The sequence below is a fragment of the Lentzea xinjiangensis genome (assembly GCF_900110955.1).
Classification (GTDB): Bacteria; Actinomycetota; Actinomycetes; order Mycobacteriales; family Pseudonocardiaceae; genus Lentzea; species Lentzea xinjiangensis.
In genome coordinates, this window is record NZ_FOFR01000029.1 from 1 (window position 1) to 22,593 (window position 22,593).

Below are 22,593 nucleotides of genomic sequence, written 5' to 3' on the forward strand. Positions count from 1 at the left end.
CGAGCGAGCGCGCGGACGAATTTCCTGGAACGAAATTGCGATCCGCGGTCGGTGTGGACCACGCAGCCGGCGACCTCGTCACGTCTCGCGACGGCGTTGGTGAGCGCGGTGACGGCGAGGCGGGACTTCATCCGGGAGTCGATGGAGTAACCCACGATCCGGTTGGAGCAGGCGTCCTTGATCGCGCAGAGATACAGCTTTCCTTCTGTGGTGCGGTGTTCGGTGATGTCGGCCAGCCACAGCCGGTTCGGCGCGGTGGCGGTGAAGTCACGCCGGACCAGGTCGTCGTGCACCGGCGGACCGGTCTTCTTGCCGTTGCGGCCGCGTTTCTTGCCGAACGCGCTCCACCAGCCCATGGCCGAGCAGATCCGCCACGCGGTCCGATCCGCCATCGCCAGGCCTGCGTCGCGGGCTTCGTCGGCCGGGAACCGGTAGCCGAACTCCGGATCATCGCGATGCGCATCGAACAACGCGTTCGCCCGATGAGCCCGCTCGAGCTCGGTGCCGGTGACCGGCCGGGCACGCCACCGGTAGTACGGCTGTCGAGCGATGCCCAAGACCCGGCACGTCACCGCGACCGGGACACCGTCCGCGGCCAGCTCCGTCACGAGCGGGTAGAGCCTTTTCCCGGCAGGTTCGCCTGCGACAAGTACGCGGTCGCGCGGCGCAGGACCTCGTTCTCCTGCTCCAGCAGCTTGATCCGCTTACGCGCCTCACGCAGCTCAGCCGACTCGACCCGGCTCGCACCCGGCTTGGCACCTTCCTCGATCTCGGCCTGGCGCAGCCACTTGAACAACGTCATCGGGTGCACCCCGAAGTCCTTCGCGATCTGCTCGACCGTCACACCGGGCTCACGGTCACGAGCGACCCGCACGACATCGTCGCGGAACTCCTGAGGGTAAGGCTTGGGCACAGCGACATCCTCCCAGCTCACCATCACGGCAAGCCAACTCAGATGTCACCTAACGGTGCAGCAGACCCTTTCGCGCACTGCAGGCGGCTTCTTCTCGTCCTTCATTCCTCGCCGCCTGACCAGAAAGCACGCGCACCCCAAGTGCGTTTGTCTCGCGCTGCAGCGGGCACGCTTCGTTCAACGTACACGAGGATGGAGGGCGTCATGGTCGCTGCCAAGTTACTGGAGTCCGGCCCACCGCGGTTGTTCGTGGTGGCGGTCGACCCCGAGGAGGAAGTGGGCGAAGCGCTTGTGGCGTTCGCCGAGGAGCACGGGATCACTGCCGCTGCGGTGACTGCGTTCGGCGGCTTTCGCAGTGCGATGCTCGGGTTCTTCGACCTGGACGAGGAACAGTACGTTCGCAACCCGGTGGACGAGCAGACCGAAGTCCTGTCCCTCATCGGCGACATCGGCCGGGACAGCGACGGTACGCTCGCCCTGCACGCCCACGTGGTGCTGGGCCTGCGCGACGGCACGACCCGCGGCGGTCACCTGCTCGGCGCCGCCGTCCGCCCCACGCTCGAGGTCATGGTGACGGAGTCGCACACCGAACTGCGCAGGCGGTACCGGCCTGACCTCGGCCTCACACTCCTCGACCTCGACGGGTAGTTTGCGCTGGTTGAACCGCAGTTGCACTCGCCGCACTGATCCGTCCGAGAGGCGTTCGTCCGGAACAGCGTCGAGAAGCGACACGCTTGAGGTCGAGGTGCACCTCCCGGTCGTGGCTTCGCTCAGCATTCGCGCCAGTGACTGGCACGTTCCACAGGCGGCGACGGATCGGTCGTTCCACCGCCGAACGGTCTCGATGCCAGTCGGCTCGCGGGGATGCACCGAAAACCGGGGTGACGCCGGCGATTGCGAGCGATGTTCTTCCGGAGATGTATTCGCTGGATGTGCACTGACAGGAGATTTCCGACAACCCCGCAGCGCCCGAGGCCTGTCCGCCCTCCGTCGCCTTGGTCGCCGGCGAGCCGATCAAGGCGGCGGTGTTGCTGCACAGCTGAAGTCCTTCGTCGATCGTCTTCGGCTGCCAGCGCCAACAACTGGGTGGACTACTTGGCACTGTCGGTCCGCCGAGGTTGGATGTGAACCGTGCGTTCACCGGTGTGCGGTTCACAGCCGTGCCAGCAACGGTAGTTGTCGAGCACGAGAATCTCCCCAAGTCGAGGCGGAACCTGGGCAACGCCGCCTGGGCGCGCTCCACCTCCGTGTCCAGGCGGGCGAGCATGGTGGTGATGTGCTCGCTGGCGGGTCGCGGTGCAGCGGGATAGCGCCGTCCGTGCGGCGGTGATGCGCCGGCCGGTGCGGGTGTACTCGATGTGCCTGCCGGCTCTGGGCGTCGCGGGGAGGCCGCGTGTGCCTGCCCAGCGGCCGTAGAGGGTCGACATCGGCGTCAGCGAAGAAGGTCCGCATCGGGTGCCAGCAAGTCGGTGAAGCCGTGTGCGTCCAGCACGAAGGACTCACCGCCAGACGGTGCCTGCTCGGCGAGCAGCACGAGGACGTGGTCCTCGTGGGGGCGCCGGCGCCGCACCGGGCTTCCCGCGATGTCGACGACGACGTCGAAGCTGTCGGCGTGCAAGGGCTCCACCGCGCCGTCGACCGAGCGGCGGGTGCGGTGGGGTAGAGCTCCCGCAGCGTGGTGCCGGACAGCATCGCGGCAGCGACGGTGAGCGAGCCGGGACGGACAGGTAGGCCTGTGAGGATCACGGCGCCGGTCTCGGTGAGGGCGCACTGGGCCTGCGGGTCGTTGGCGTGGAACCGATCGGGCACGACGGCGAAGTCGTTCATCGCTGCACCTGGAAATCACGGGACGAGGGAACCAACGCCGCTACCGCGGGCGCGGCGAAGCACACCACCGTGCACACAGCCAGAACCGTGGTCGCACCGAACTCCTGGATTGCCGGTGCGATCAGCGCGAGCCGACGGGTGCGAGGCCGTAGGACAACAGGAGGTCCAAGAGGACACCCTCGCGAGCTTGTCCGGCGCGACCTCGCGCTGGGTCGCCGTGAACCATTGCACGTTGAACAGCTCGATGCCCGCGCCGGCGAGCGCGTAGGCGGCGACGACGAAGACGGGGTGCACCGGCAGGAGCAGGCTGAGCGGGGCGAACCCGTAGAGGGCGAGTCCGGCCAGAGCGGCCCACCCCTGAGCACGTGCGCGCCAGCGCGCGATCAGCAGGGCGCCGAGGAGTGCACCACGTCAAGCCCCGCCACCAACCACGATGAAGTGGGGCAGCACGGTCAGGCAGACCGCGGTGGCGGCGGCCACGGCGACCGGTGTGGCCGCCGTGGCGGTGGCCGTGTGGCGGTGGCCGTGTGGCGGGTGATTTGCGCGACGGTCCCGAACAGGGTGACGGCGGCCCCGGCGGCGAGGTGGCGCAGCAGGCGACGGGCCCGGGTCAGGTGCGACTGCACCGAGCGGCAGGTCAGACCCAACTGGGCGGCGATGTCCTCGGTGCCCAGCCCGGCAGCCACCGACCGGCACACCGCGCGGGTGTCCTCGGGCAAATCGTCCAGCGCCTTGACCAGGTGGCAGGCCAGATCCCGGTCGGTCACCACGTCGGCGGGGTCGGGTCCGTCCGGCGCCGCGGTGCGGGGGTGAGCCAAGGCTCGCCGTTCCCGATCGGCGCCGCGAAACCGGTCCAGCAGCTTGCGGTGCGCGGCCACCGTCAACCACGCTCGCACCGCCGCCACCGGCTCCGCCTCCGGATCGGCCCGGCGGACCAGCAGCGCCAGCAGCGCCTCCTGCGCGCAGTCCTCGGCATCCGCCCGCGACAACCCCTCCCGCCGCAACCGCCGGACCACCTGTTCCACCACCGCAGCCAGATCAGCGGACTCCGTCACAACGACCTCCCTGCTGGTCAACCGGTGGTGCCCGGTTCGCCGCGATCGCACCGCCATCGCGTGAACGACGTCGCCGAGATGCTCACCGCCGTGACGTCAACACGGCACAATTGACACGATCGTGGGTAATTCGGCGAAGAAGGTTTGGCGCACGGCATGGCAACGCGAATTGCGCTCACGAATTGCCTGTGAGCCGCTGCATGTCGAATGGCAACTTGTTTCGGGATGACTCGATCGGCGATGTCCAGCACTGTCGTGTTGTCACACGCCGGAGTGGTGATCGAGGAGTGGTGCCCGACGATCTGTGGCGGTGAGTCGAACCGCTGGTGCCCACTCGTGCCGCAGCGGTACCGCAGTCCGGGCCCGTTGCCGATGGACGACCGAGCCGCGCGGGCGGGATTGTGTTCATACTCAAGACCGGCCCCACCTGACGGGAGCCGCCCCGTCGGTGTCCGGGTGCTCCGGGGTGACGTGGTGGCGGCGGTTGCGGCACCGGGCTGAGGCCGGCCGCGTGGCCCGCACTGCACGAAGCGCTACTGGATCCGCTGAGGGCGTTAAAGTGCTGGAGTTCAACACGACGGTCGTCAACGCCTCGCATGCGCGGGCGCGAACCGGGTACGTCGGCGCCAGGACCGGTACGGCCGAGGGTCGGAACTTCGTCGCCACCGCGGGCGGTCGGTCTTGGCTCCTAGCCTGTGCCGTGACGCGACCCGTCCGGAGCGCGCCGTGGGTCTCTTTCGAGTGAATCGGCCCGTTAATCGCTTACTTGGGGTGATGTGGTGGGCATCCGAGCGCGAGCGGTTCCCCTCCCCACATTCTTCGAGGACATGATGTCGAATCCCTCGGGCAGTTCCGATTCCCCCGTGCCGTTGAACGACGAGACTGTGGCCGACATCGCGGATGGGTGTGCCGCCGTACCCACCTATGACCGATCCGCGTTGGTCGCGGGGGTGGTCCACATCGGAGCTGGTTCGTTCCACCGGGCCCACCAGGCGGTCTACTTCGACGAGTTGGCGCGACGTGGTGCCACTGGTTGGGGGGTGGTCGCGGTGGGGGTGCACCGTCCGGAGATCACCGACGTGCTGGACGAGCAGGACAATCTGTTCACCGTGGTCCAGCGCGACGCCGAAGGCAGCACCGCGCGGGTGATCGGTTCGGTGGTGGAGTGCCTGTTACAAGCCGAGCAGCCCCAGGCGGTGGCTGACCGCCTGGCCGACCCTCGCATCCGCCTGGTGACCTTGACCATCACCGCCGACGGCTACGCCGTGGACGACGCGCAAGGACGGTCGGGTTCGGTGTTCGACCTGCTGGTCGACGCACTGGACCAGCGGCGGCGCTCGGGAATCGCCCCGTTCACCGTGTTGTCGTGCGACAACCTGCCCGACAACGGAGGAGCTGCACGGCGGGCCACCATGACCTCGGCTCGCAGACGCGGGCCGGAAGTGGCCGAGTGGATCGAGCAGCGGGTGACGTTCCCCGACAGCATGGTCGACCGGATCACGCCCTCGACCACACCGCAGGACCGTGTCGAGCTCGCCCACGAATTCGACGTCGCGGACCGCTGGCCGGTGATCACCGAACCGTTCACCCAGTGGGTGGTACAGGACGCGTTCTGCAACGACAGGCCACCGCTGGACCAGGTTGGCGTGCGATACGTGCAGGACGTGACGCCGTACAAGCTGATCAAGAGCAGACTGCTCAACGGAACGCACTGCGCCTTGGGCTACCTGGGCTCCCTGGCAGGCTACGACCGCCTCGACGAGGTGATGGCAGACCCGGCGTTGGCCGCCTTCGCCGAGCGCCTGATGCGCGAGGAGGTCGCACCGCTGCTGCCCACCGACGTGCCCGGCATGGAGTCGGAGCCGTACATCACCCACCTGCTCGACCGGTTCGCCAACCCGGCCATCAGCGACCGGTTGTCCCGGTTGGGGCGCCGCGGGTCGACGAAGGTGCCCGACTGCGTGCTGCCCTCGCTTCGGGAGGCGCGCGCCGCAGGTCGCCCACGGCGACTGCTCACCCTCGCCGTCGCGGCCTGGTTGCGGTACCTGCGCGGCACCGACCTCGGCGGCAGGCCGATCGAGGTCCACGACGCCCGTGCGGAGGAACTGCGCGCATTAGCCGAACGCGGTGGCTCCGACCCGCACCTGCTGCTGTCGCTGACCGACATCTTCGGCGATCTCGCCGAGGACGAGCAGATCGTGGCGCAGACTGGACAGTTCGTCGCCGCACTGGACCACAATGGCGTCCAGGACACCGTGCGTTCGCTGCTGGAAGCCCGTTGACCACCGACCGGGAGGACGCCTGGACACCCGTGCGCCACCGAACCCCGATCACATCACCTCTGCCGGTCTGGAGCTCGCGCACCTGCTCACACGCCGGAGCCAGTTCCAGACCTTCGAGTTCGTTGACGGGCAGGCAAGAGCTACCTGTCCGTTGACGTCATCACGGCCTCCACGGTGGGAGTCGTCGCCTCGCGGATGCAGAAGCCGCGCGGCACGGTCACGACCGTGCCGCGCAACCACCACCACGTCCAACCCGCCGGGCTGGTATCGCGAGCCGCTGTCGTGGGCGATCAGGCTTTGGTTTGGTGCGGATGGCGCCGCCGCGCCGGCGCAGCACCACGCCTGACTCGGACAGGACCCTGTGCACGAACCCGCACGAGCGGCCGGTGGCCTCGGCCAGTACCCGGACGCTGGCGCCCTTTCGTATCTTCTCTTCAAATAGGCGGCGACTTGGACGCCTATAGCGCCACTGATACGTGCACCCCTCTTCAGGATTTGGGTAGTGAGCATTGTTACCAAACCCTTGCGGTTGGTGATGAGGAATTACTTTGAGCGATTCGTCATCAAAGCGGGAGCCTGCCAGCCTTCACTTCTATTTGGCATGTTGGATCAAACGGTCACGACGCGTCCAGATTAGTTGTGACCCGAGCGGGCGAGGGCCCCGTGTCAGCACGCCGCGCCTGGGTAGGACGATAGTTAGCCGAGCTTGCGGTGGTCTCTCACGATCTGGTCCAGCAGGTCCTTCAGCATTTTCTCCGCGCACCGCGGCCGTTCGAACATCGCTAGGATTCACTTACATTCTGCGGGTCGATGATGGTGGCATTACCGGTCAGGACGCTCAACGTGACGACCCGTTCGTCGTATACGTGGAACCGCTGGGGCGACCGTGACCATGTTCACCGACCACGGCACTACGCCGAGAAGCACGCTCGGTCTTCGTGACAGCTCGACCAGATGGTCGATCTGCCCGCACATCAGTTCTGCAGGCCCTATCCGCCAGCGCAATACGGCCTCGGTGAGCACGAACACGAAGCGCTTGCCGAGGTCGTCCATGTGGCTGCGGCGAACCTGCAGCGCGTTGATCACAGCTTCCTGCCCCCGTGCCGGCGTGTTTCCATGGACCGCGAGCCGGTAGGCCTCGGTCTGCAGCAAGGTGGGTACGCGTGTGTGTTGGAAGAATCGACTGGTCATCGCGCGGCTCTCGATGAGGGCGACGGCCTCCTGGTGCCGATGGGCGCCCCGGTCCAGGATCACCCGCCTGATCTCTACCTCGTCGTGCAACTGGCGGGTGAGTTCCACCAGTTCCTGACGTATCTCGCGTGTACCTGACAGCTCGGAGACCAGGCGCTCCACGTCGTGCACGGAAGGCAGGAGCAGGCCGGTCTCGATCTTCGACAGTTTCGACTGGCTCATTCCGGTCGCACGCGCGGCGGCGACGCCGGTCATCTTGACCTCTGTTCGCAGCCTGCGCAGCTCACGTGAGAGTCGCTCCCTCGCCAGCCGCGATCGTTCAAGTGCCGTCATGCACAACGAACCTCTCGGCCAACCGCGCTGCCCCGGCTGCTGACGCCCGTAGACGACCGGTGGTCCGGTGCCACGTCGGCGGCCGAGAGCGCAAGGCGAGTTCGATGGTGCACAACGCGATGTGAGCGATTGGAAATCGTCGGCAGCGCGACGATGCCAGTATTCTCCGCACACTTCGTCAGGCCAGTGCCGGTCGTGCCGCGTCCGGCCTCGACGATGTGGCGGTTCTTGCCGATGGTCGTTGTGTGCATGAAGGTGACGATCCTTTCGATCGCCGGTTCGATGAGGTGCTTGCTGTTGCTCACGCCTGCTCCGCTATGCCGGGAAGACCTTCGGCCAACACGGCGTGACCGAACGAGTACTCGGGCCTGATCAGCGTCAAGCCGTTCGGTCGCCAGCAGCCGATTGGCACCACACCGTCCGGGTGCGGTTGGCACGGCCCGAGCAGGTCGGCGAAACGCCGAGCTGTGCGGTGCACGAAGGTGATCCGGGCTTCGGCGAGACAGTCCTCGACTGCGGCGGCCAACTCGGGCCCCAGCGCGGCGCCGTCGGCGTGCGAGGCGGCCAGCATCGAATCAGGTGCCAGCCGCTCGTGATACGCCGCCAACGCGGCGGCCAAGTCCTCGGTGCCGGGCAGGCAATGCAACACCGACCCGGCCACCACACCCACCGGACGCGTCAGGTCCAACAGCCGACTGGTCGCGGCGTGTTCGAGTACTTTCTCGACGTCCCGCAGGTCGGCCTCGATCACTCCAGTGCACGATCGTCCTCTTTGATGATCAGACTGAGACCGGCGACGACGACGGGATCGCAGTCGACGTAGACGACGCGGGCCCGGGGCTGCTCAGCCCGGGCGAGTTCGTGCACGGGGCGAACGCCGCCGAGCCGGCGCCCAGATCGAGGACCTGCTCGATCCCGGCCGTGAGCATGTGCGGCACCGCGCGCCGCACAAAAGCGGTAGAAGGCATCCGGAAGCCGATCACCTTTGCCTACGTCGGCAAGCGGTGGGTGCACCAGCTCGCCGAATACTACCGTGAGCTGCGCATTTCCTACTCGACCAAGAATTACCGCACCGGGATCGAGCTCGAAGACCCGGAGGCGTTGGACCGTCGCTACCCCTACTACGATCTCGACGCTCGGTGAGACCGACCAGAAGTGGTGGACCGACCAGACCTGACGGCCGCGATGGGGCCGTTCTTGGAGTAACTTCCGAAGGCGGCCCCATCGGCACGTTTGCCTGTTCAGACCGATCGCGACTCGCTGGGTCTCGACGAGAAAGGGCCCAGGGAGTCCATTATGAACAGTCGCCAGAGTCCATAATGGATGCGTCTCGTCAGTCATTGGTCTTGTACGCGGTGACGCTCGTTCCTACCGTCAAACAGGCGCCTGTCCCCCTGCGACGGCGATCCCTCCTGGGCGGAGCTAACCAAGATCCCGACGTCCGGCACATCCGCCTCGCGTTTGTCGCTGCTGTCGGTGGTCCACTTGCTGCGCAACAGTTTCCGTTACGCGGGCCGGCAACATTGGGCCGCGATCACCAAGGCGCTCAAGCCGGTCTACACCGCGCCGACCGAGGCCACCGCCCGCGAGCGGTTCGCCGAGTTCACCGAGGTCTGGGGCGGCCGCTATCGAGCGATCGTGCGCTTGTGGGATACGACGGCGGCAGGTTCGCGATGCCCGGTGAAGGGTGTTCGTGAACCTGCCGCCACGAAGTGTCAGTACGTGGTGCTGCGGTCAGGTGCGTGCGGGCAGGGTGCGCTTACCCAGAACCACGCCCAGTGCGATCATGCCAATGGCCAGAAACAGGTGCAGCCAGTTGTCGGCGGTGTTGAGTGGCACGAAGTTGGCTGCGCTGTCGTGGTCGATGACCAGGCCGTAAAGCCACAACACGAGGTAGATGACCCCGCCGCCGACCAGGTACAGATAGGCATTACGGGCGGTGCGCGCCAGGGCGATGCCTGCGACGCCGAAGGCCAGGTGCACGATGTTATGCAGGATCGACACCTGGAACAGGCCCAGCAGCAGGGCCTCGGAGTGGTGGCCTGCGAACCCCAGCGTGTCGTAGTTCGTCGTCAGGCCAGGGATGAACCCCGCTACACCGACCAGCAGGAACACCACCCCGACGACCAGTGCGGCCATCTGCACCGGTGTGCGCGCAGTGTGTTCGACCCGGGACATCGCGTCCTCCAAAACGATTGAATTCGGAACTCCTGCAATCCGCGCAGGGATAACCCGAACCGTCGATCGGCAAACCGACTGCAATAACGAATTCGACACGGTTGGAAGAAGGTTCAGGATCGCCTGGGAAACGAGCCTTCTCAGATGATACGGCGTTACGCTTCGTACCAAATATGTTCTGCTGTAACACCACCTGTTACCGCAGATGACCAATCAGGGCCTCCGGGTCGCCGCCATTCCCGGCAAGGCTGAGTGGCTGCCAGTGGTGTGGCTGGCATCAACCGCGTCGCCACTGGTGCCGGTCGAACCGGGTCACCGGAGTCGCCCGAGCTGACGTGGGTGATGCACTCGGCCAGCACGCACACCCCATAGGCCGAGTTGCCACCGGTGGACCCGGATTTGCCAAGTCACCGGAGTCCCCCACCGCGCGGTGGTGTGGCTGGTGGCGTTGCCACCGTCGCCGGAGTCTCCACCGGAACCACCGGTCGCCGAACCGCTGACGGTGTTGGTGGTCGAACCGACGAGCCCGCCCAGGCTCAACGGACCTCGGTCGGCGATGTCGGCACTCGCGACCGACTGCCCAGCAGTACGAGCCCGCCGGAGATCACCGGCCATCAGGCCGCCTTGGATGTACCTCTACACCATGCCTTCTTCTCTCTAAACCTTGTCGCGCAGTGGTCAGCTCACAACGAAAGAAGGTCAGCTCGGGTGATGTCGGCAGAACACGTAACACCATGGTCGTCGCCACCCGCTGTGCCCGGACCACCCGACCATCGTCGGACGATCGGGGACGCTGGTAGCGGGCAGTCGGCCTGCCCGGCGAGCCAGCGGCACTGCCGGAGACGCCGTTGGTGCTCCCTTGACCTGGCAGCCGGAGTACCGGGGAACCGGGTTGTCGGAAGCGGGAAGCCGTCGCAGTTGACGGTCTCGGTGGTGGCGGAGGCGGTGCCGAGACTGAGCAGGATGCCCAGCGCCAAGGGCTCTCCTCGGCGTCACCGGCGCGCGCGACCACCGCACTTCCAACCGTTATCCGGCACCGATTCGGCGGTAACGGGAAACCGCGCGGGACAGGAAAACCGTGATCAGCACGAGGGAGCACAGAACTGTGTAAAGCGCGGCGTGCTGGGCCGGCCAACCGTCCGGCTGGCCACTAAGTCGCCCGGATGCTCGTTCATCTACTCCGTACGGGTGAATCCTGCGTGTGAGGTGGAGTAGTTCTGCGTACTGGAGCCGACTGGGACGTCTGCAAGGCAAGGGCTCGAAGACAGTCAACGGCTGCCGGACAGGGAGCCCTTCGCAACCGAACACCCGTCCAACGAGAACAGCCTTCAGGGCCGCAGCGCTATCCCTGGCAGGAGGATGCGGCACCCGAAGGCGGAATGGAACTGCTATGAAGCGTACCCGTATCACCGCGGCAGTGGGGGCTGTGGCCGCCACCGCTGTGCCCGCGGTCATGCTCCTGGCCCTCACCTCGACCGGCTCCGCTGAGACGGTCAACTGCCCCAACCTCCCCGTCGCCGACTGCAAGGTCACGGTGGACCCGACCGGCATCGGCGCCACGGGCGAGGTCCAGCCCCCGGTGATCCCGGTCGAAGGCGAGTTCGAGGGTGGGGCCGGCCTGAAGGGCGTCGGCGCCGAGGCGACCGTTGTGCCCAAGGTTCCGTAAGCCGCCGCTGCCGACGGCGGGCTCGGCTGACACGCAGTTGGGCCGAGAGGTACCACGTGCTCTGCCCCGCACCAGCGACAGCCGGTGCGGGGTAGAGCACGCCCCACGGCCAACCGCGCGGTCGGACGCGTCTCGGCGTCGTTGTGCAGGTCTCGGCGGCACGCGTCTCGCGGGTCCCGCTCTGAGGTGCCGCCCTCGCCGGCCTCTGCCTTCGATGAAGCCCGAGCGCCTGCAGGTGGTCGCACTGCCGGGTCTCTGCCTCCTTGCATCATGCCGGTGGGCGCGGTGCGTACCTGCTCATAGGAGCTTTCGATGCGTACATCGGTGACGATCACCGCGGTGTGGTCGGTGGGGCGGGCGGCCGTGCTGTTCGCCATGCTGTCCAACCCGGCTTTCCCTCGGCAGTTGGTCGCTGCCGATGTCCGCCTCTATTCCGCCTGGTGGACCCGGTTTTTGAGCCATGGCGTGTTTCCAGCGCAGGACGTCGCGTGGCAGTACCCACCGGGAGCCGCTCTTCCCATGGCGGTGCCGGGGTTGGTCACCGGGAACTTCTTCTCCTATCTCTACGCCTTCGCGCTCTTGGTGCTGATCGCCGACCTGGCGGTCCACGTGCTGCTGTTGCGGCGCTGCGCCACCACGCGCGGGGTCGCGGGGGGTGCCTGGTACTGGGCATTGGTGCCGCCCCTACTGGGGACGGTCTGGTTCACCAGGATCGACGTGATGGCCACGGCCTTGGCGGTGGCCGCGGTCCTGATCAACAGGCGCCCCCTCGTCTCCGGCCTGCTGCTCGGTGCGGGAGCTGTGCTCAAGGTGTGGCCGCTGCTCGCGCTGGGTGGGTTGCGGCGCGGCCGCCCCGTGTTCTTCGCGGCGTTGGCTGCCACCGCAGTGCTGGTACAGACGCAGCTCTGGTCGACGGTGGCGATGCCGGGGGCACTGGGCTTCTTGGCGCACCAACGCGACCGCGGACTGGAGGTGGAAGCCGTGGCAGCGACGCCACTGGTGCTGTACCGCCTGTCCGGTTCCGGTCCCGAACTGGTCCTGCGCTACGGGTCCTGGGAACTGGTCGGGCCTTTCGTCGGCATCGCTCTGACGACCTGTCGGCTGACGGCCCTCACCGCGGGAGTGTTCCTGGTGATCTGGTGGCGGCGCAGCGACTGGCACCCAGCCGTGCCCTACGACGCGGCGCTGACAATCGTGCTGGTCGCGATGGTCACCAGCCCGGTGCTCAGCCCCCAGTACCTCATCTGGGCGACAGGCCTGGCCGCAGCCTGCCTCACCCGTTCCGACACCACCCAGCGACCAGCAGCGCTGCTCATCGCCATCTGTTGCCTATTGACCCAACTGCACTTCCCCGTGCTGTGGCACGGCATCCACAACCGGGACACACTGGCCGCAGTGGTCTTGGCGCTGCGCAACGCCCTCCTTCTGGGCGCCGCCGCCTGGTCCATCACGAGCCTGTGGACCTCAACCCGCCGGCACGCCGTCCAAACCGGGCAGCCACCCGTCGCTCAGCCCGTTCCTGCGGCCGCGTCGGACGCGAGTCGATCACCATCGTGAATGCCCGGCGACGGCTTCCGTCGCCTTCGGGACGGTCGCCGCAGCCACGGTTCGCATCGAGCGGCGGTCGCACAGCGCACCGTATGGCAACTGAGAGCGAGGCCTTGACGATAGCCGACGCGGACTCCGTGCGGAGTGCGGTAGTCGCATGTAGACGGTGATGGTTGCAGTAGCCGACATAAGCGAACACGTCGCGTCGGGCGTCCCAGACGGTGGTGCCGATCTCAGTTTTGAGGGCGTCGTGATTGACGCCCAACTCCCAGGCCGCGCCTGTTACTAGAGGTTAAGAGGCCCTAACAGAATGATCAACGTGCTGGCGTGCGACGTGTCGGATGTGGATCATGTTTGGCCGTGAGGAGGGGGCAGTCGCCGCCGTGGATCGTCTCGGAGATCTATGGGAGCGGATCGAGCCGTTGCTGCCGGTGGTGCCGCGCAGGCCGCGTAACCCTGGTCGCAAGCGGGTGCCGGATCGGCAGGTGCTGTGCGGGATTCTGTTCGTGCTGCACACGGGGATCCAGTGGGAGTTCCTGCCGCAGGAGTTGGGCTTCGGTTCCGGGATGACCTGCTGGCGGCGGTTGCGTGATTGGAACGAGGCGGGCGTGTGGTCGCGGCTGCACGAGGTTCTGCTCGCGGAGTTGCACGCGGCCGGCAGGCTCGACTGGGACCGGGCCGTGATCGACACCTCGCACGTCCGTGCTGCTCGACGCGGCCCAAAAGCGGGCCGAGCCCGGTCGACCGCGCCCGGCCGGGCTCCAAGCACCACGTCCTGACCGACGGCGGCGGCATCCCGCTCGCGGTCCTACTCACCGGTGGCAACCGCAATGACGTCACCGGTCTGGAACCACTACTGGATGCGGTGCCCGACGTGCGCGGCAGACGGGGCCGGCCACGTCGGCGCCCGGTGACGGTCTACGCCGACCGCGGCTACGACCACAACAAGTACCGCAGACGCCTGCGCGCCAGGGGAATCAAGCCCCAGATCGCTCGCCGTGGAGAGTCCCACGGCTCCGGCCTGGGAACAGTCCGCTGGGTCGTGGAGCGCACGATCGCCTGGTACCACGGCATGAAACGCCTGCGCATCCGCTGGGAACGCCGCGACGACATCCACGAAGCTTTCCTCGGCCTCGCCACCTGCACCATCTGCTACCGCCACGTCCAACGATTTTGTTAGGACCTCTAATACTCCAGCCGCACTTCGTGATCGATCTCGTGTAGCTTACCGATCTTGTGCTGACTGAAGAGGATCTTGCTGCCTGGACGGCGGGATTGGACGACCTGTTCGGACGGGTGGCGGGGCGGTTTCACCGGGTAGAGCCACGACGTCGTGCCCGTGCCTACGTGCGGGGCTTGTTAGCACCATTGGCGGGCAAGAACGGGTGGACCCTGGCCGAAGCTGCTGGGGATGCCACCCCGGATGGCATGCAGCGTCTGCTCAACGCGGCGAGCTGGGATGCCGACGGGGTCCGTGACGACGTACGTGACTACGCCGTCGAGCACCTGGGCGAGCGCGACGGCGTGCTGGTCGTGGACGAGACTGGTTTCCTGAAGAAGGGCACTGGATCGGCCGGAGTGCAGCGGCAGTACTCCGGTACCGCCGGTCGGACCGAAAACTGTCAGCTCGGCGTCTTTCTTGCTTACGCCACAAGCAAAGGACGCACGCTCATCGACCGCGAGTTGTACCTGCCGAAGTCCTGGACCGAGAACCGCGACCGCTGTCGTGACGCCGGGGTCCCCGAGGAGGTGGAGTTCGCGACCAAAACCGTGCAAGCACGGCAGATGCTCGCCCGCGCCCTGGACGCCGGGGTCCCCGCGGCGTGGGTGACCGCCGACGAGGCCTACGGCAAGGACTGCAAATTCCGTACCTGGCTGGAGCAACAGCGCATCGGCTACGTCGTCGCCGTGGCTTGCAACCAGACCATCCCCGCGGCCGGCGGCACGTCCCGCGCCGACGCCCTGGCCACGCACGCACCCGATGATGCCTGGAAACGCCGCAGTTGCGGCGACGGAGCCAAGGGGCCACGACTGTTCGACTGGGCGGTGGCCTCGCTGCCCGTCTACGAGGACACCGCCCCGCCGGGGTAGCGCCGCTGGCTGCTGGTCCGCCGCTCACTCACACGCAACACCAGGGACAAGCACGAATTGGCCTACTACTTATGTTGCGCGCCAAGCGGAACCACCGATGACGACCTCATCCGCGTGGCCGGCGCCCGCTGGGCGATCGAGGACTGTTTCCAGACCGCCAAGACCGAGGTCGGGCTCGACCACTACCAGGTCCGCCGCTACGACGCCTGGTACCGACACATCACACTCGCGATGCTCGCCCACACCTACCTCGCCGTCACCGCCGCAATCGCCCCAAAAGCCCTGGCAGCGGCCTCATCCCGCTCACACTCGGAGAGATCAAGCGTCTCCTGGCACACCTGATCACCACCGCCTACCACCGCAGCCACCAGTGGGCCTGGTCCCACTGGCGCAGACGCCACCAACACCGCGCAAAAACCTGCCACTACCAGCGCAGACAAGCCAAACACTACGAAGTGCGGCTGGAGTACTAAGCCTTTGACGTTCGGATTGCACACGATCGTGTCAACCACGTCGTGTCGGTGTCACAGGAGTGGGAACCGCGGCGACGTCATCCGTGTGGGGATCATGACGATCGGGGAGGTCTGCCGTGAAGGAGTCCGATGATCTGGCCGCTGTGGTGGAGCAGGTGGTCCGGCGGTTGCGGCGGGAAGGGCTGTCATGGGCGGATGCCGAGGACTGCGTGCAGGAGGCGCTGCTGGCGCTCCTGGTCAAGCAGGCCGACCCCGACGCCGAGCAGGTACTGGCGGTGCGGGCGTGGCTGACGGTAACCGCGCGCCGCAAGCTGCTGGACCAGCTGCGCCGCGCCGACCGGGAACAGCGCGCCCTGGCTCACCCCCGGACCATCGTGCCGGACGCACCCGGACCCGCCGACGTGGTGACCGACCAAGGCCTGGCTCGCTGGCTAGCCAAATCACTGGACGAACTGCCTGAGGACACCCGACGGGTGTGCCGGTTGGTAGCCGCCGGGCTCAGCACCGAGGACATCGCCGCCCAGTCGGGACTGACCTGCCGCTCGGTGCAGTCCCACCTGACCCGGGCCCGTCGCCTGCTGCGTCACCTCGCCGCCAGCGCCGCCGTCGTCCTGGCCGGGACCCTCGCGCGGTTGACCCGTCACACGGCCGCGACAGCGGTCACCACACCGGTCGCGCTGACCGCAGCTGCCGCGATCTACGTGGTCTCGCTGCCCCACCACACCCCGCTGCCCCAGCAGCCCTCCCTGCCACCCGTCGCAGCGCAGGCGCCGTCTCCCGCTGGTCCCACACTCATGCCGGTCGCGCCACAACATCCCGACCCCACCTCCGGCATGGTCTCCTCACCGGCTGGGCCCACCCCCACAGGGACCGCCGTCCCGGAACCCGCCACAACGCCGACCGCCTCATCTCAGGACACGCCCCAAGCCACCGCCCCAGCCGTCGCGACGCCTCTCGCCGCGCTGCCCGTCAACCAGCCCGGCCCGGAAGCGCCGCGCGCCACGGGGGAAACAGCGACCGCCGCGCTCGCACCCCGACACCGCACCGACACGGCGGCGGACCAGCTGCATGCAACACAGCATCGAGCGTCACACCGAGGTGCCGAGCAGGGTGACGTATCAGCCGCGCCCCTGCTGCAGGAAAGCCACGGTACCTCCGCTCCGCAGTCGGCTGGCCGGGTCGTGGTGCCCGTGCCTACGGACCACGAGGACCAGCGGTGGCTGAACCGCACCACGCCATCCCGGCCCCGCTGACAACGGAGCCGACAGGATCAATTTCGTCGACGCCGAAATCCTCGGTCACGAACCTGACCGTCACTCCCCTTCAGGCGACGGGATCTGGTGGATCGGGCGGTTGTCCATGCTCGTCCCAGTCAGCGAAGTTCCGTCGCGCGGCCAGCCCACCGTCACCGTTCGCTCAAGGCACGACCACGTCGCGGACTTCCGTTGAGCCTGTCGAAGGGGCCGCCGTCGCCTCGTTGCGCGTACGAGGGGTATTCCACGGCGGGACATGGCGACGCGCTCCTGACCCCTCCGGACCGACGAGCCACGGGCTCAAGGTCCGGAGCGTGTGACAATGCGATGGTGGAGCTGCGTCAGGCATGTCGTGCGGCGGGCGTCGGTGTGGTGGCCGCCAGTGGGCACACGGGTCGCCCGCGCCTGCACCGGGCCGTCCCTGCTCTGTCCGTGCGACTGGTCGTCAGTCTGGGCGCCCCAATCGAGATTCACTACGACGGACACACTCGGAGTGCTCAGGCGGTTGTGGCCGGATTGATGCGGCCCGGGGTGGCGAGTCCGATGGTGACCCTGCGGTCGCAGCAGCCGATGGTCTACGTCGAGTTGTCGCCCTCGGCGTTGCAACGGCTCGCCGGGGTGCCGCTGAGCGAGGTCGACGCTGGCGGCGTGGGCGCCGATGCCGTCCTGCCGTGGGTTGGCTCGTTGTGCGACGAGTTGTCCAACCACCCCGCCGGTCACCGCGAGGCGGTCATGCGTGTCCGTCTCCTTGAGCACCTGAGGCGGGCTGATCGTGTCGTGGTGTCCGAAGACGCCCTTCGATCACTGGACCTGATCGAAACCAGCGGCGGGACGACGCCGGTCGAGACCCTGGCTCGACACGCGCACCTGAGCTCTCGCCGGTTGCGATACGTGATGCAGGGTTCGCTCGGGATCACTCCCAAGTTCGCGTCCCGTGTCGCACGATTGGGGTCCGCCGTGAGCCGCGCCGTCGCCGGAGCGTACTCGTGGGCCCAGGTGGCAGCCGAGTCCGGCTACCACGACCAGAGTCACCTCGTGCGTGACTTCCGCGACCTCATGCACACAACACCGACCGCCTGGCTCGCCGAAGAGGGCCGAAATCTACAAGGCTGGCAGCGCCCTTCCCGATGATCATCGGGGGCATGATTAGTGAACTGCACCCCAAGCTCCTGGTCTCCGACGCCGACGCGGCGATCGACTTCTACACCCAGGCACTCGGAGCCAAGCTGAACATCCGAATCGCCGACGACCGTGGCGTTGTGAACCACGCCGAACTCACGCTGGGCTCAGCAGTTCTTTCCCTGGCGCAGAGCATCGCAGCTTGGGGGTGGGACGATCCCGGGTCGTTGGGCGGCTCGCCGGTCCTCATCACGGTCACCGTGGCGGACCCTGACGTGACAGCGGACCGCATGGCGCAGCACGGGGCTGAGATCGTGATCCCCGTCGAGAACCGCCCCTATGGCAAGCGACAAGGCAGGGTCAAGGACCCGTTCGGCCACCTCTGGGTCATCAGCGGGGAACCTCGATAAGTCCCGAGGCACCCGGTTACCGGGACGGCGGCAAGGATGCTGTCCCGGGGGTGCGCGCACGTGACGATGGTCGTCCAGGGTGGTCATCTGGCTCCTGCCGGCCAGTTCGGCGCGAAGTCGGGCGTTCTCGACAGTTGAGTGATCAGTTCAAAATGAGTTTGCGCAGGCAGATGATCGAGCGGGGGAGGCTGAGCATGGCTTGGTGGACGTCGGCTCGTCGCTCGGTGCGGACGCGGAGTCGTCGGAAGCCTTCGAGCAGGCGAAGGTGCGTTCGACTGGCCAGCGGACTGTGCCCAGGCCGGAGCCGTGGTCGCCTCCGGCACCGCGGCGCCGAACAACTTGAAGCTGAATCGGCACTAGACTCCGCAACTGCGCTGGTCAACAAGTGTGCTCCCCGCGCACGCGGGGATGGTCCGGTGCCGCGGACTGCTCCAACCACTCCCCTGGCGTGCTCCCCGCGCACGCGGGGATGGTCCTGCTCGTCGTGGATAACGACGTGTCGGAGTTGGTGCTCCCCGCGCACGCGGGGATGGTCCGCGATCAAGAAAGCGCCGGAAGTGGAAGGGAAAGGTGCTCCCCGCGCACGCGGGCATGGTCCAGCCGCGCCATGCGCGACCACGCCAGTTCGGTGTGCTCCCCGCGCACGCGGGGGTGGTCCCGAGAAGTCAGGGTTTCCCAGCCCACAACTGAAGTGCTCCCCGCGCACGCGGGGGTGGTCCCGCTTCACCCACAGCTTCGCCGTGACGAGAGCGTGCTCCCCGCGCACGCGGGGGGTGGTCCGTCAGCAGCCGCAGCAGCGGTACCGACCAGGACGTGCTCCCCGCGCACGCGGGGGTGGTCCCGAGGCGCGGCCGCCGAGCTCGCGGAACCGCTCGTGCTCCCCGCGCACACGGGGGTGGTCCCACCACGCCGCCCACGCGCCAGGGAACGGCGTGGTGCTCCCCGCGCACGCGGGGGTGGTCCCTCGTCGCGCGGGAACGTGTCGATCACGCGACCGTGCTCCCCGCGCACGCGGGGGTGGTCCCTGCGCTTACGCGTCTTGTGGTCCTGCAAGAAGGTGCTCCCCGCGCACGCGGGGGTGGTCCCCCGCTCGGACTGCTGGTCAGCCGCATCCGCAAGTGCTCCCCGCGCACGCGGGGGTGGTCCCCGGATCTGCCCGATGATGAAGCTGACCACCGGGTGCTCCCCGCGCACGCGGGGGTGGTCCCTGACCGAGGACGTCACGGCGTTCGTGCCTGTCGTGCTCCCCGCGCACGCGGGGGTCCCGCGACCGCGTACACCTCGCTGCCGGTGCGGCTGTGCTCGCCGCGCACGCGGAGAGGGACTGTAAAACACACGTTTGGCTCTGGCTCGTAGTCGGTGGTGACGGCCAGTAGGTGTTCGCGATCATGATCTTGTGATGGCTGTCGATTCCCTTGTGGAGACGGTGTTCTCTGGTCTGTCGGCGTTGGTTATCGAGGACGTGACGGAGAGCGGCGGCATAGTGATGATCACGGCCCGCACTCGGGATGGTGCCGTACCGTGTCCGGTCTGCGGGACTGCGACGGCGAAGGTGCACGGGTATCACCAGCGGACGGTGAAGGATGTGCCGGTCGACGGCCGCGAGGTCGTCGTCCTGCTGCGTATACGGCGGCTGGCCTGCCCGGCTCTGAACTGCCCGCGGCAGACGTTCCGGGAACAGATTCCGGGCCTGCTGGAACGCCACCAGCGTCGCACGGTGCGGCTGGTCCGGCAGATATCCCATGTGGCGCGAGAGTTATGTGGCCGGGCGGCGGCACGCCTGGCCGGCCTGCTCGCTGTGCCCATGTCCCGCAGCACTGCGGTGCGCCGTTTGCGGCGCTTGCCGCTGCCCCGGTTGATTACTCCGCGGGTGATCGGCGTGGACGACTTCGCCCTGCGCCGCCGTCAGCGCTACGCCACGATCATCATCGATGCCGAGACCGGCCGGCGGGTCGCCGTCCTGCCTGGCCGCGACGCGGCGGCCCTGGAGTCGTGGCTGCGTGAGCACCCCGGTGTCGAGGTCGTGTGCCGGGACGGCTCGGCCACCTACGCCGAAGCCGTCCGCCGGGCACTGCCCGACGCGGTGCAGGTCAGTGACCGATGGCACCTGTGGCGCAACCTCTGCGACAAGGTCCTGCTCGAGGTCCGCGCGCACGCCGGATGCTGGGCCACCGTCAACCCGCCCCGCCCCGGCGGCGTCCACGAGCAGACCATCCGCGAACGCTGGCACAAGATCCACGATCTACTCGGCCACGGGGTCGGACTGCTCGACTGCGCCCGCCGCCTCGGCGTTGCCCTGAATACGGTCAAACGCTACGCACGCATGCCCGAGCCCCAGGCCATGCGCATCACCCCGACCTACCGCCCGACCCTGGTCGACCCCTACCGGGATCATCTACGTGCCCGCCGCGCGGCCGATCCCGCGGTCCCTGTCACCCGGCTGCTCGCGGAGATCCGCGAACTGGGCTACACCGGCAGCGCCAACCTGCTGGTCCGCTACCTCAACCACGGCCGAGCCGACGGCGATCGCCCCGTCACGACCGCCCGTCACGCCAACCGCCTCCTGCTCACCAAACCTGAGAACCTGCCCCCGAACGACACCGCCCTGCTGGACAAGATCGCCGCTGCCTGTCCCGAGATGACCGCACTCGCCAGTCTGATACGCGGCTTCGCCGCGCTGATGACACCGGCCGCGGGCAACGACGTGAAACTCACCGAGTGGATCGTGCAGGCTCGCGCCGCTGACCTGCCGCATCTGCACAGTCTCACCAATGGCCTCGAGATCGACCGGTCCGCTGTGGACAGTGCCGTCACCTTGCCCTACCACAACGACCGCACCGAAGGCGTCAACACCCGCACCAAGACGATCATGAGACAGATGCACGGACGCGCCGGATTCGACCTTCTCCGCCACCGCATCCTTCTGCCCTGACCGCCACTCCATGTCACCACCGACTACGAGCCAGAGCCAAACGAACGGTGTAACTCGGGTTGAAGGAAACTACTTGCGTCCGGCGGCCAGGCGGCCGTCGAAGGCGATCTCGAAGGCGTTCAACGCGGGTTTCCAACGCAGGGTCCAGCGTTTGCGGCCGGCGCCGGTCGGGTCCAGGCTCATGATGGCCATGTAGACGCATTTGAGCGCGGCCTGCTCGTTGGGGAAGTGCCCGCGGGCTTTGACGGCGCGGCGGATGCGGGCCTTGACGCTCTCGATCGCGTTGGTCGAGCAGATCACCCGCCGGATCTCCGGGTCGAACGCCAGGAACGGCACGAACTCCGCCCAGGCGTTGTCCCACAGGCGAACGATCGCCGGATAGCGGGCGCCCCAGGCCTCGGTGAACTCGGCGAACCGCTCCTTCGCGGCGGCCTCGGTCGGCGCGGTGTAGACGGGCTTGAGCGCCTTGGCGATCGCGTCCCAATGCTGACGGCCCGCGTAGCGGAAGCTGTTGCGCAGCAGGTGAACCACGCAGGTCTGGGTGATCGTCTGCGACCAGACGGTGGTGATCGCGTCGGGCAGGCCGGTCAGCCCGTCGCAGACCACCATGAGCACGTCGGCCACGCCCCGGTTCTTGAGCTCGGTGAGCACGTGCAGCCAGTATTTGGCGCCCTCGCCGCCGTCGCCGGCCCACAACCCGAGGATGTCGCGCCGTCCTTCGCAGGTGACGGCGAGCGCGACGTAGATCGGCCGGTTGGCCACCTGCCCGTCCCGGATCTTGACGTGGATAGCGTCGATGAAGATCACCGGGTACACCGCGTCGAGAGGCCGGTTCTGCCATTCGATCATGCCCTCGATCACCTTGTCAGTGATCGTGGAGATGGTCTGCCGTGACACCTCGGCGCCATAGACCTCCGCCAGATGCGCGGAGATCTCTCCAGTGGTCAAACCCTTGGCGGCCAACGAGATCACCATCTCGTCCACGCCACCCAGACGCCTCTGCCGCTTCGCGACGATCTTCGGCTCGAAGCTCGCGTCCCGATCCCGCGGCACGTCGATCTCGACCGGCCCGACATCGGTGAGCACCGTCTTCGAACGGGTGCCGTTACGCGAGTTACCGGTCCCACGCCCGGCCGGATCGTGCTTGTCATAGCCGAGGTGATCAGTGATCTCGCCCTCGAGCGCTCGTTTTACAGTCCCGGTCGTGGACGGATCAAGCTTCGGGATGGTCGGCTCGGCTCTGTCGTGCTCGTCCGTGGCTGACACCGCCGCACCCCTCGCCAGATCACTGCATTCGTCTGATGAGCAGGAAATACGCGACA

General features: G+C 67.5%; 14 protein-coding genes and 8 pseudogenes. 12 read left to right on the forward strand and 10 right to left on the reverse strand.

Translation table 11 applies throughout. The annotated features are described in order from the left end of the window. Positions 1-913 (reverse strand): annotated as a pseudogene (locus tag BMW88_RS43755) (IS3 family transposase); the annotation flags it as partial. Between the two features lie 249 nt (positions 914-1,162). Between BMW88_RS43755 and BMW88_RS37215 the strand changes: the two are divergent. Continuing rightward, on the forward strand, positions 1,163-1,561 hold the full coding sequence (locus BMW88_RS37215; RefSeq protein ID WP_218148367.1) for a PPC domain-containing DNA-binding protein: 399 nt from the start codon (positions 1,163-1,165) through the stop codon (positions 1,559-1,561). A 784-nt stretch (positions 1,562-2,345) separates the two neighbouring features. Here the strand turns inward: BMW88_RS37215 and BMW88_RS37220 are convergent. From BMW88_RS37220 to BMW88_RS37230, 3 genes and pseudogenes are all read right to left on the reverse strand, one after another. Next, positions 2,346-2,531, reverse strand: a complete 186-nt coding sequence (locus tag BMW88_RS37220) for a hypothetical protein (protein WP_143116434.1) — start codon at positions 2,529-2,531, stop codon at positions 2,346-2,348. Positions 2,532-2,736: 205 nt separating this feature from the next. Beyond that, a pseudogene (locus tag BMW88_RS43760) lies at positions 2,737-3,148 on the reverse strand (MFS transporter); the annotation flags it as partial. A gap of 44 nt (positions 3,149-3,192) precedes the next feature. After that, complete coding sequence (locus tag BMW88_RS37230) at positions 3,193-3,795, reverse strand: RNA polymerase sigma factor (protein WP_177221601.1); 603 nt, start codon at positions 3,793-3,795, stop codon at positions 3,193-3,195. A gap of 830 nt (positions 3,796-4,625) precedes the next feature. Between BMW88_RS37230 and BMW88_RS37235 the strand changes: the two genes are divergently transcribed. Continuing rightward, positions 4,626-6,077 (forward strand): mannitol dehydrogenase family protein, encoded by a 1,452-nt coding sequence (locus BMW88_RS37235; protein WP_089960827.1) that lies wholly within the window; start codon positions 4,626-4,628, stop codon positions 6,075-6,077. 295 nt (positions 6,078-6,372) lie between these two features. Here BMW88_RS37235 and BMW88_RS43765 read toward each other — a convergent pair. The 4 genes and pseudogenes from BMW88_RS43765 to BMW88_RS43770 form a co-directional block, all read right to left on the reverse strand. After that, positions 6,373-6,587 (reverse strand): annotated as a pseudogene (locus tag BMW88_RS43765) (helix-turn-helix domain-containing protein); the annotation flags it as partial. Between the two features lie 312 nt (positions 6,588-6,899). Next, positions 6,900-7,601 carry a Scr1 family TA system antitoxin-like transcriptional regulator gene (locus BMW88_RS37245; RefSeq protein WP_245778324.1) on the reverse strand — a complete coding sequence of 234 codons (702 nt, stop codon included), beginning with the start codon at positions 7,599-7,601 and terminating at the stop codon, positions 6,900-6,902. Then, a complete protein-coding gene (locus tag BMW88_RS41405; RefSeq protein ID WP_143116435.1) occupies positions 7,598-7,906 on the reverse strand; it encodes a hypothetical protein in 309 nt (102 codons plus the stop codon). Before BMW88_RS41405 ends, BMW88_RS37245 begins: the two co-directional genes overlap by 4 nt. Then, a pseudogene (locus BMW88_RS43770) lies at positions 7,903-8,615 on the reverse strand (SAM-dependent methyltransferase). Before BMW88_RS43770 ends, BMW88_RS41405 begins: the two are co-directional and overlap by 4 nt. Between BMW88_RS43770 and BMW88_RS37255 the strand changes: the two are divergent. Both BMW88_RS37255 and BMW88_RS44560 read left to right on the forward strand, forming a co-directional pair. Continuing rightward, positions 8,592-8,778: pseudogene (locus BMW88_RS37255) on the forward strand (lysine 2,3-aminomutase); the annotation flags it as partial. The pseudogenes BMW88_RS43770 and BMW88_RS37255 overlap by 24 nt on opposite strands. A 299-nt stretch (positions 8,779-9,077) precedes the next feature. After that, a pseudogene (locus tag BMW88_RS44560) lies at positions 9,078-9,251 on the forward strand (transposase); the annotation flags it as partial. An 84-nt stretch (positions 9,252-9,335) separates the two neighbouring features. Here the strand turns inward: BMW88_RS44560 and BMW88_RS37265 are convergent. Further along, on the reverse strand, positions 9,336-9,779 hold the full coding sequence (locus BMW88_RS37265) for a DUF4383 domain-containing protein (RefSeq protein ID WP_089960829.1): 444 nt from the start codon (positions 9,777-9,779) through the stop codon (positions 9,336-9,338). A gap of 1,390 nt (positions 9,780-11,169) precedes the next feature. On the opposite strand from BMW88_RS37265, the gene BMW88_RS37270 reads away from it, so the two are divergent. The 8 genes and pseudogenes from BMW88_RS37270 to BMW88_RS37305 all read left to right on the forward strand — a co-directional run bounded on the left by BMW88_RS37270 (position 11,170) and on the right by BMW88_RS37305 (position 21,271). Then, on the forward strand, positions 11,170-11,445 hold the full coding sequence (locus BMW88_RS37270; protein WP_143116436.1) for a hypothetical protein: 276 nt from the start codon (positions 11,170-11,172) through the stop codon (positions 11,443-11,445). A gap of 312 nt (positions 11,446-11,757) precedes the next feature. Then, positions 11,758-13,002: a glycosyltransferase family 87 protein gene (locus BMW88_RS37275; protein ID WP_089960698.1), complete on the forward strand. Its 1,245-nt coding sequence runs from the start codon at positions 11,758-11,760 to the stop codon at positions 13,000-13,002. A gap of 341 nt (positions 13,003-13,343) precedes the next feature. Then, positions 13,344-14,173, forward strand: a protein-coding gene (locus BMW88_RS37280; RefSeq protein ID WP_089960833.1) for an IS5 family transposase whose coding sequence is annotated in 2 segments (ribosomal slippage) — positions 13,344-13,716 and positions 13,716-14,173 — 831 coding nt in all. Because the reading frame shifts where the segments join, the coding sequence is not laid out codon by codon here. A gap of 56 nt (positions 14,174-14,229) precedes the next feature. Continuing rightward, positions 14,230-15,426, forward strand: a pseudogene (locus BMW88_RS37285) (IS701 family transposase). A gap of 247 nt (positions 15,427-15,673) precedes the next feature. Next, a complete protein-coding gene (locus BMW88_RS37290; protein ID WP_089960702.1) occupies positions 15,674-16,810 on the forward strand; it encodes a sigma-70 family RNA polymerase sigma factor in 1,137 nt (378 codons plus the stop codon). A gap of 543 nt (positions 16,811-17,353) precedes the next feature. Next, positions 17,354-17,941 carry a helix-turn-helix domain-containing protein gene (locus BMW88_RS37295; protein WP_218148369.1) on the forward strand — a complete coding sequence of 196 codons (588 nt, stop codon included), beginning with the start codon at positions 17,354-17,356 and terminating at the stop codon, positions 17,939-17,941. Then, entirely contained in the window at positions 17,938-18,339 is a 402-nt protein-coding gene (locus BMW88_RS37300; protein WP_218148370.1) for a VOC family protein, read from the forward strand. The genes BMW88_RS37295 and BMW88_RS37300 overlap by 4 nt, the downstream gene beginning before the upstream one ends. A gap of 1,399 nt (positions 18,340-19,738) precedes the next feature. Then, complete coding sequence (locus BMW88_RS37305; RefSeq protein WP_089960705.1) at positions 19,739-21,271, forward strand: ISL3 family transposase; 1,533 nt, start codon at positions 19,739-19,741, stop codon at positions 21,269-21,271. Positions 21,272-21,340: 69 nt separating this feature from the next. Here BMW88_RS37305 and BMW88_RS37310 read toward each other — a convergent pair. Further along, positions 21,341-22,477: pseudogene (locus tag BMW88_RS37310) on the reverse strand (IS256 family transposase); the annotation flags it as partial. Positions 22,478-22,593: the final 116 nt, after the last annotated feature.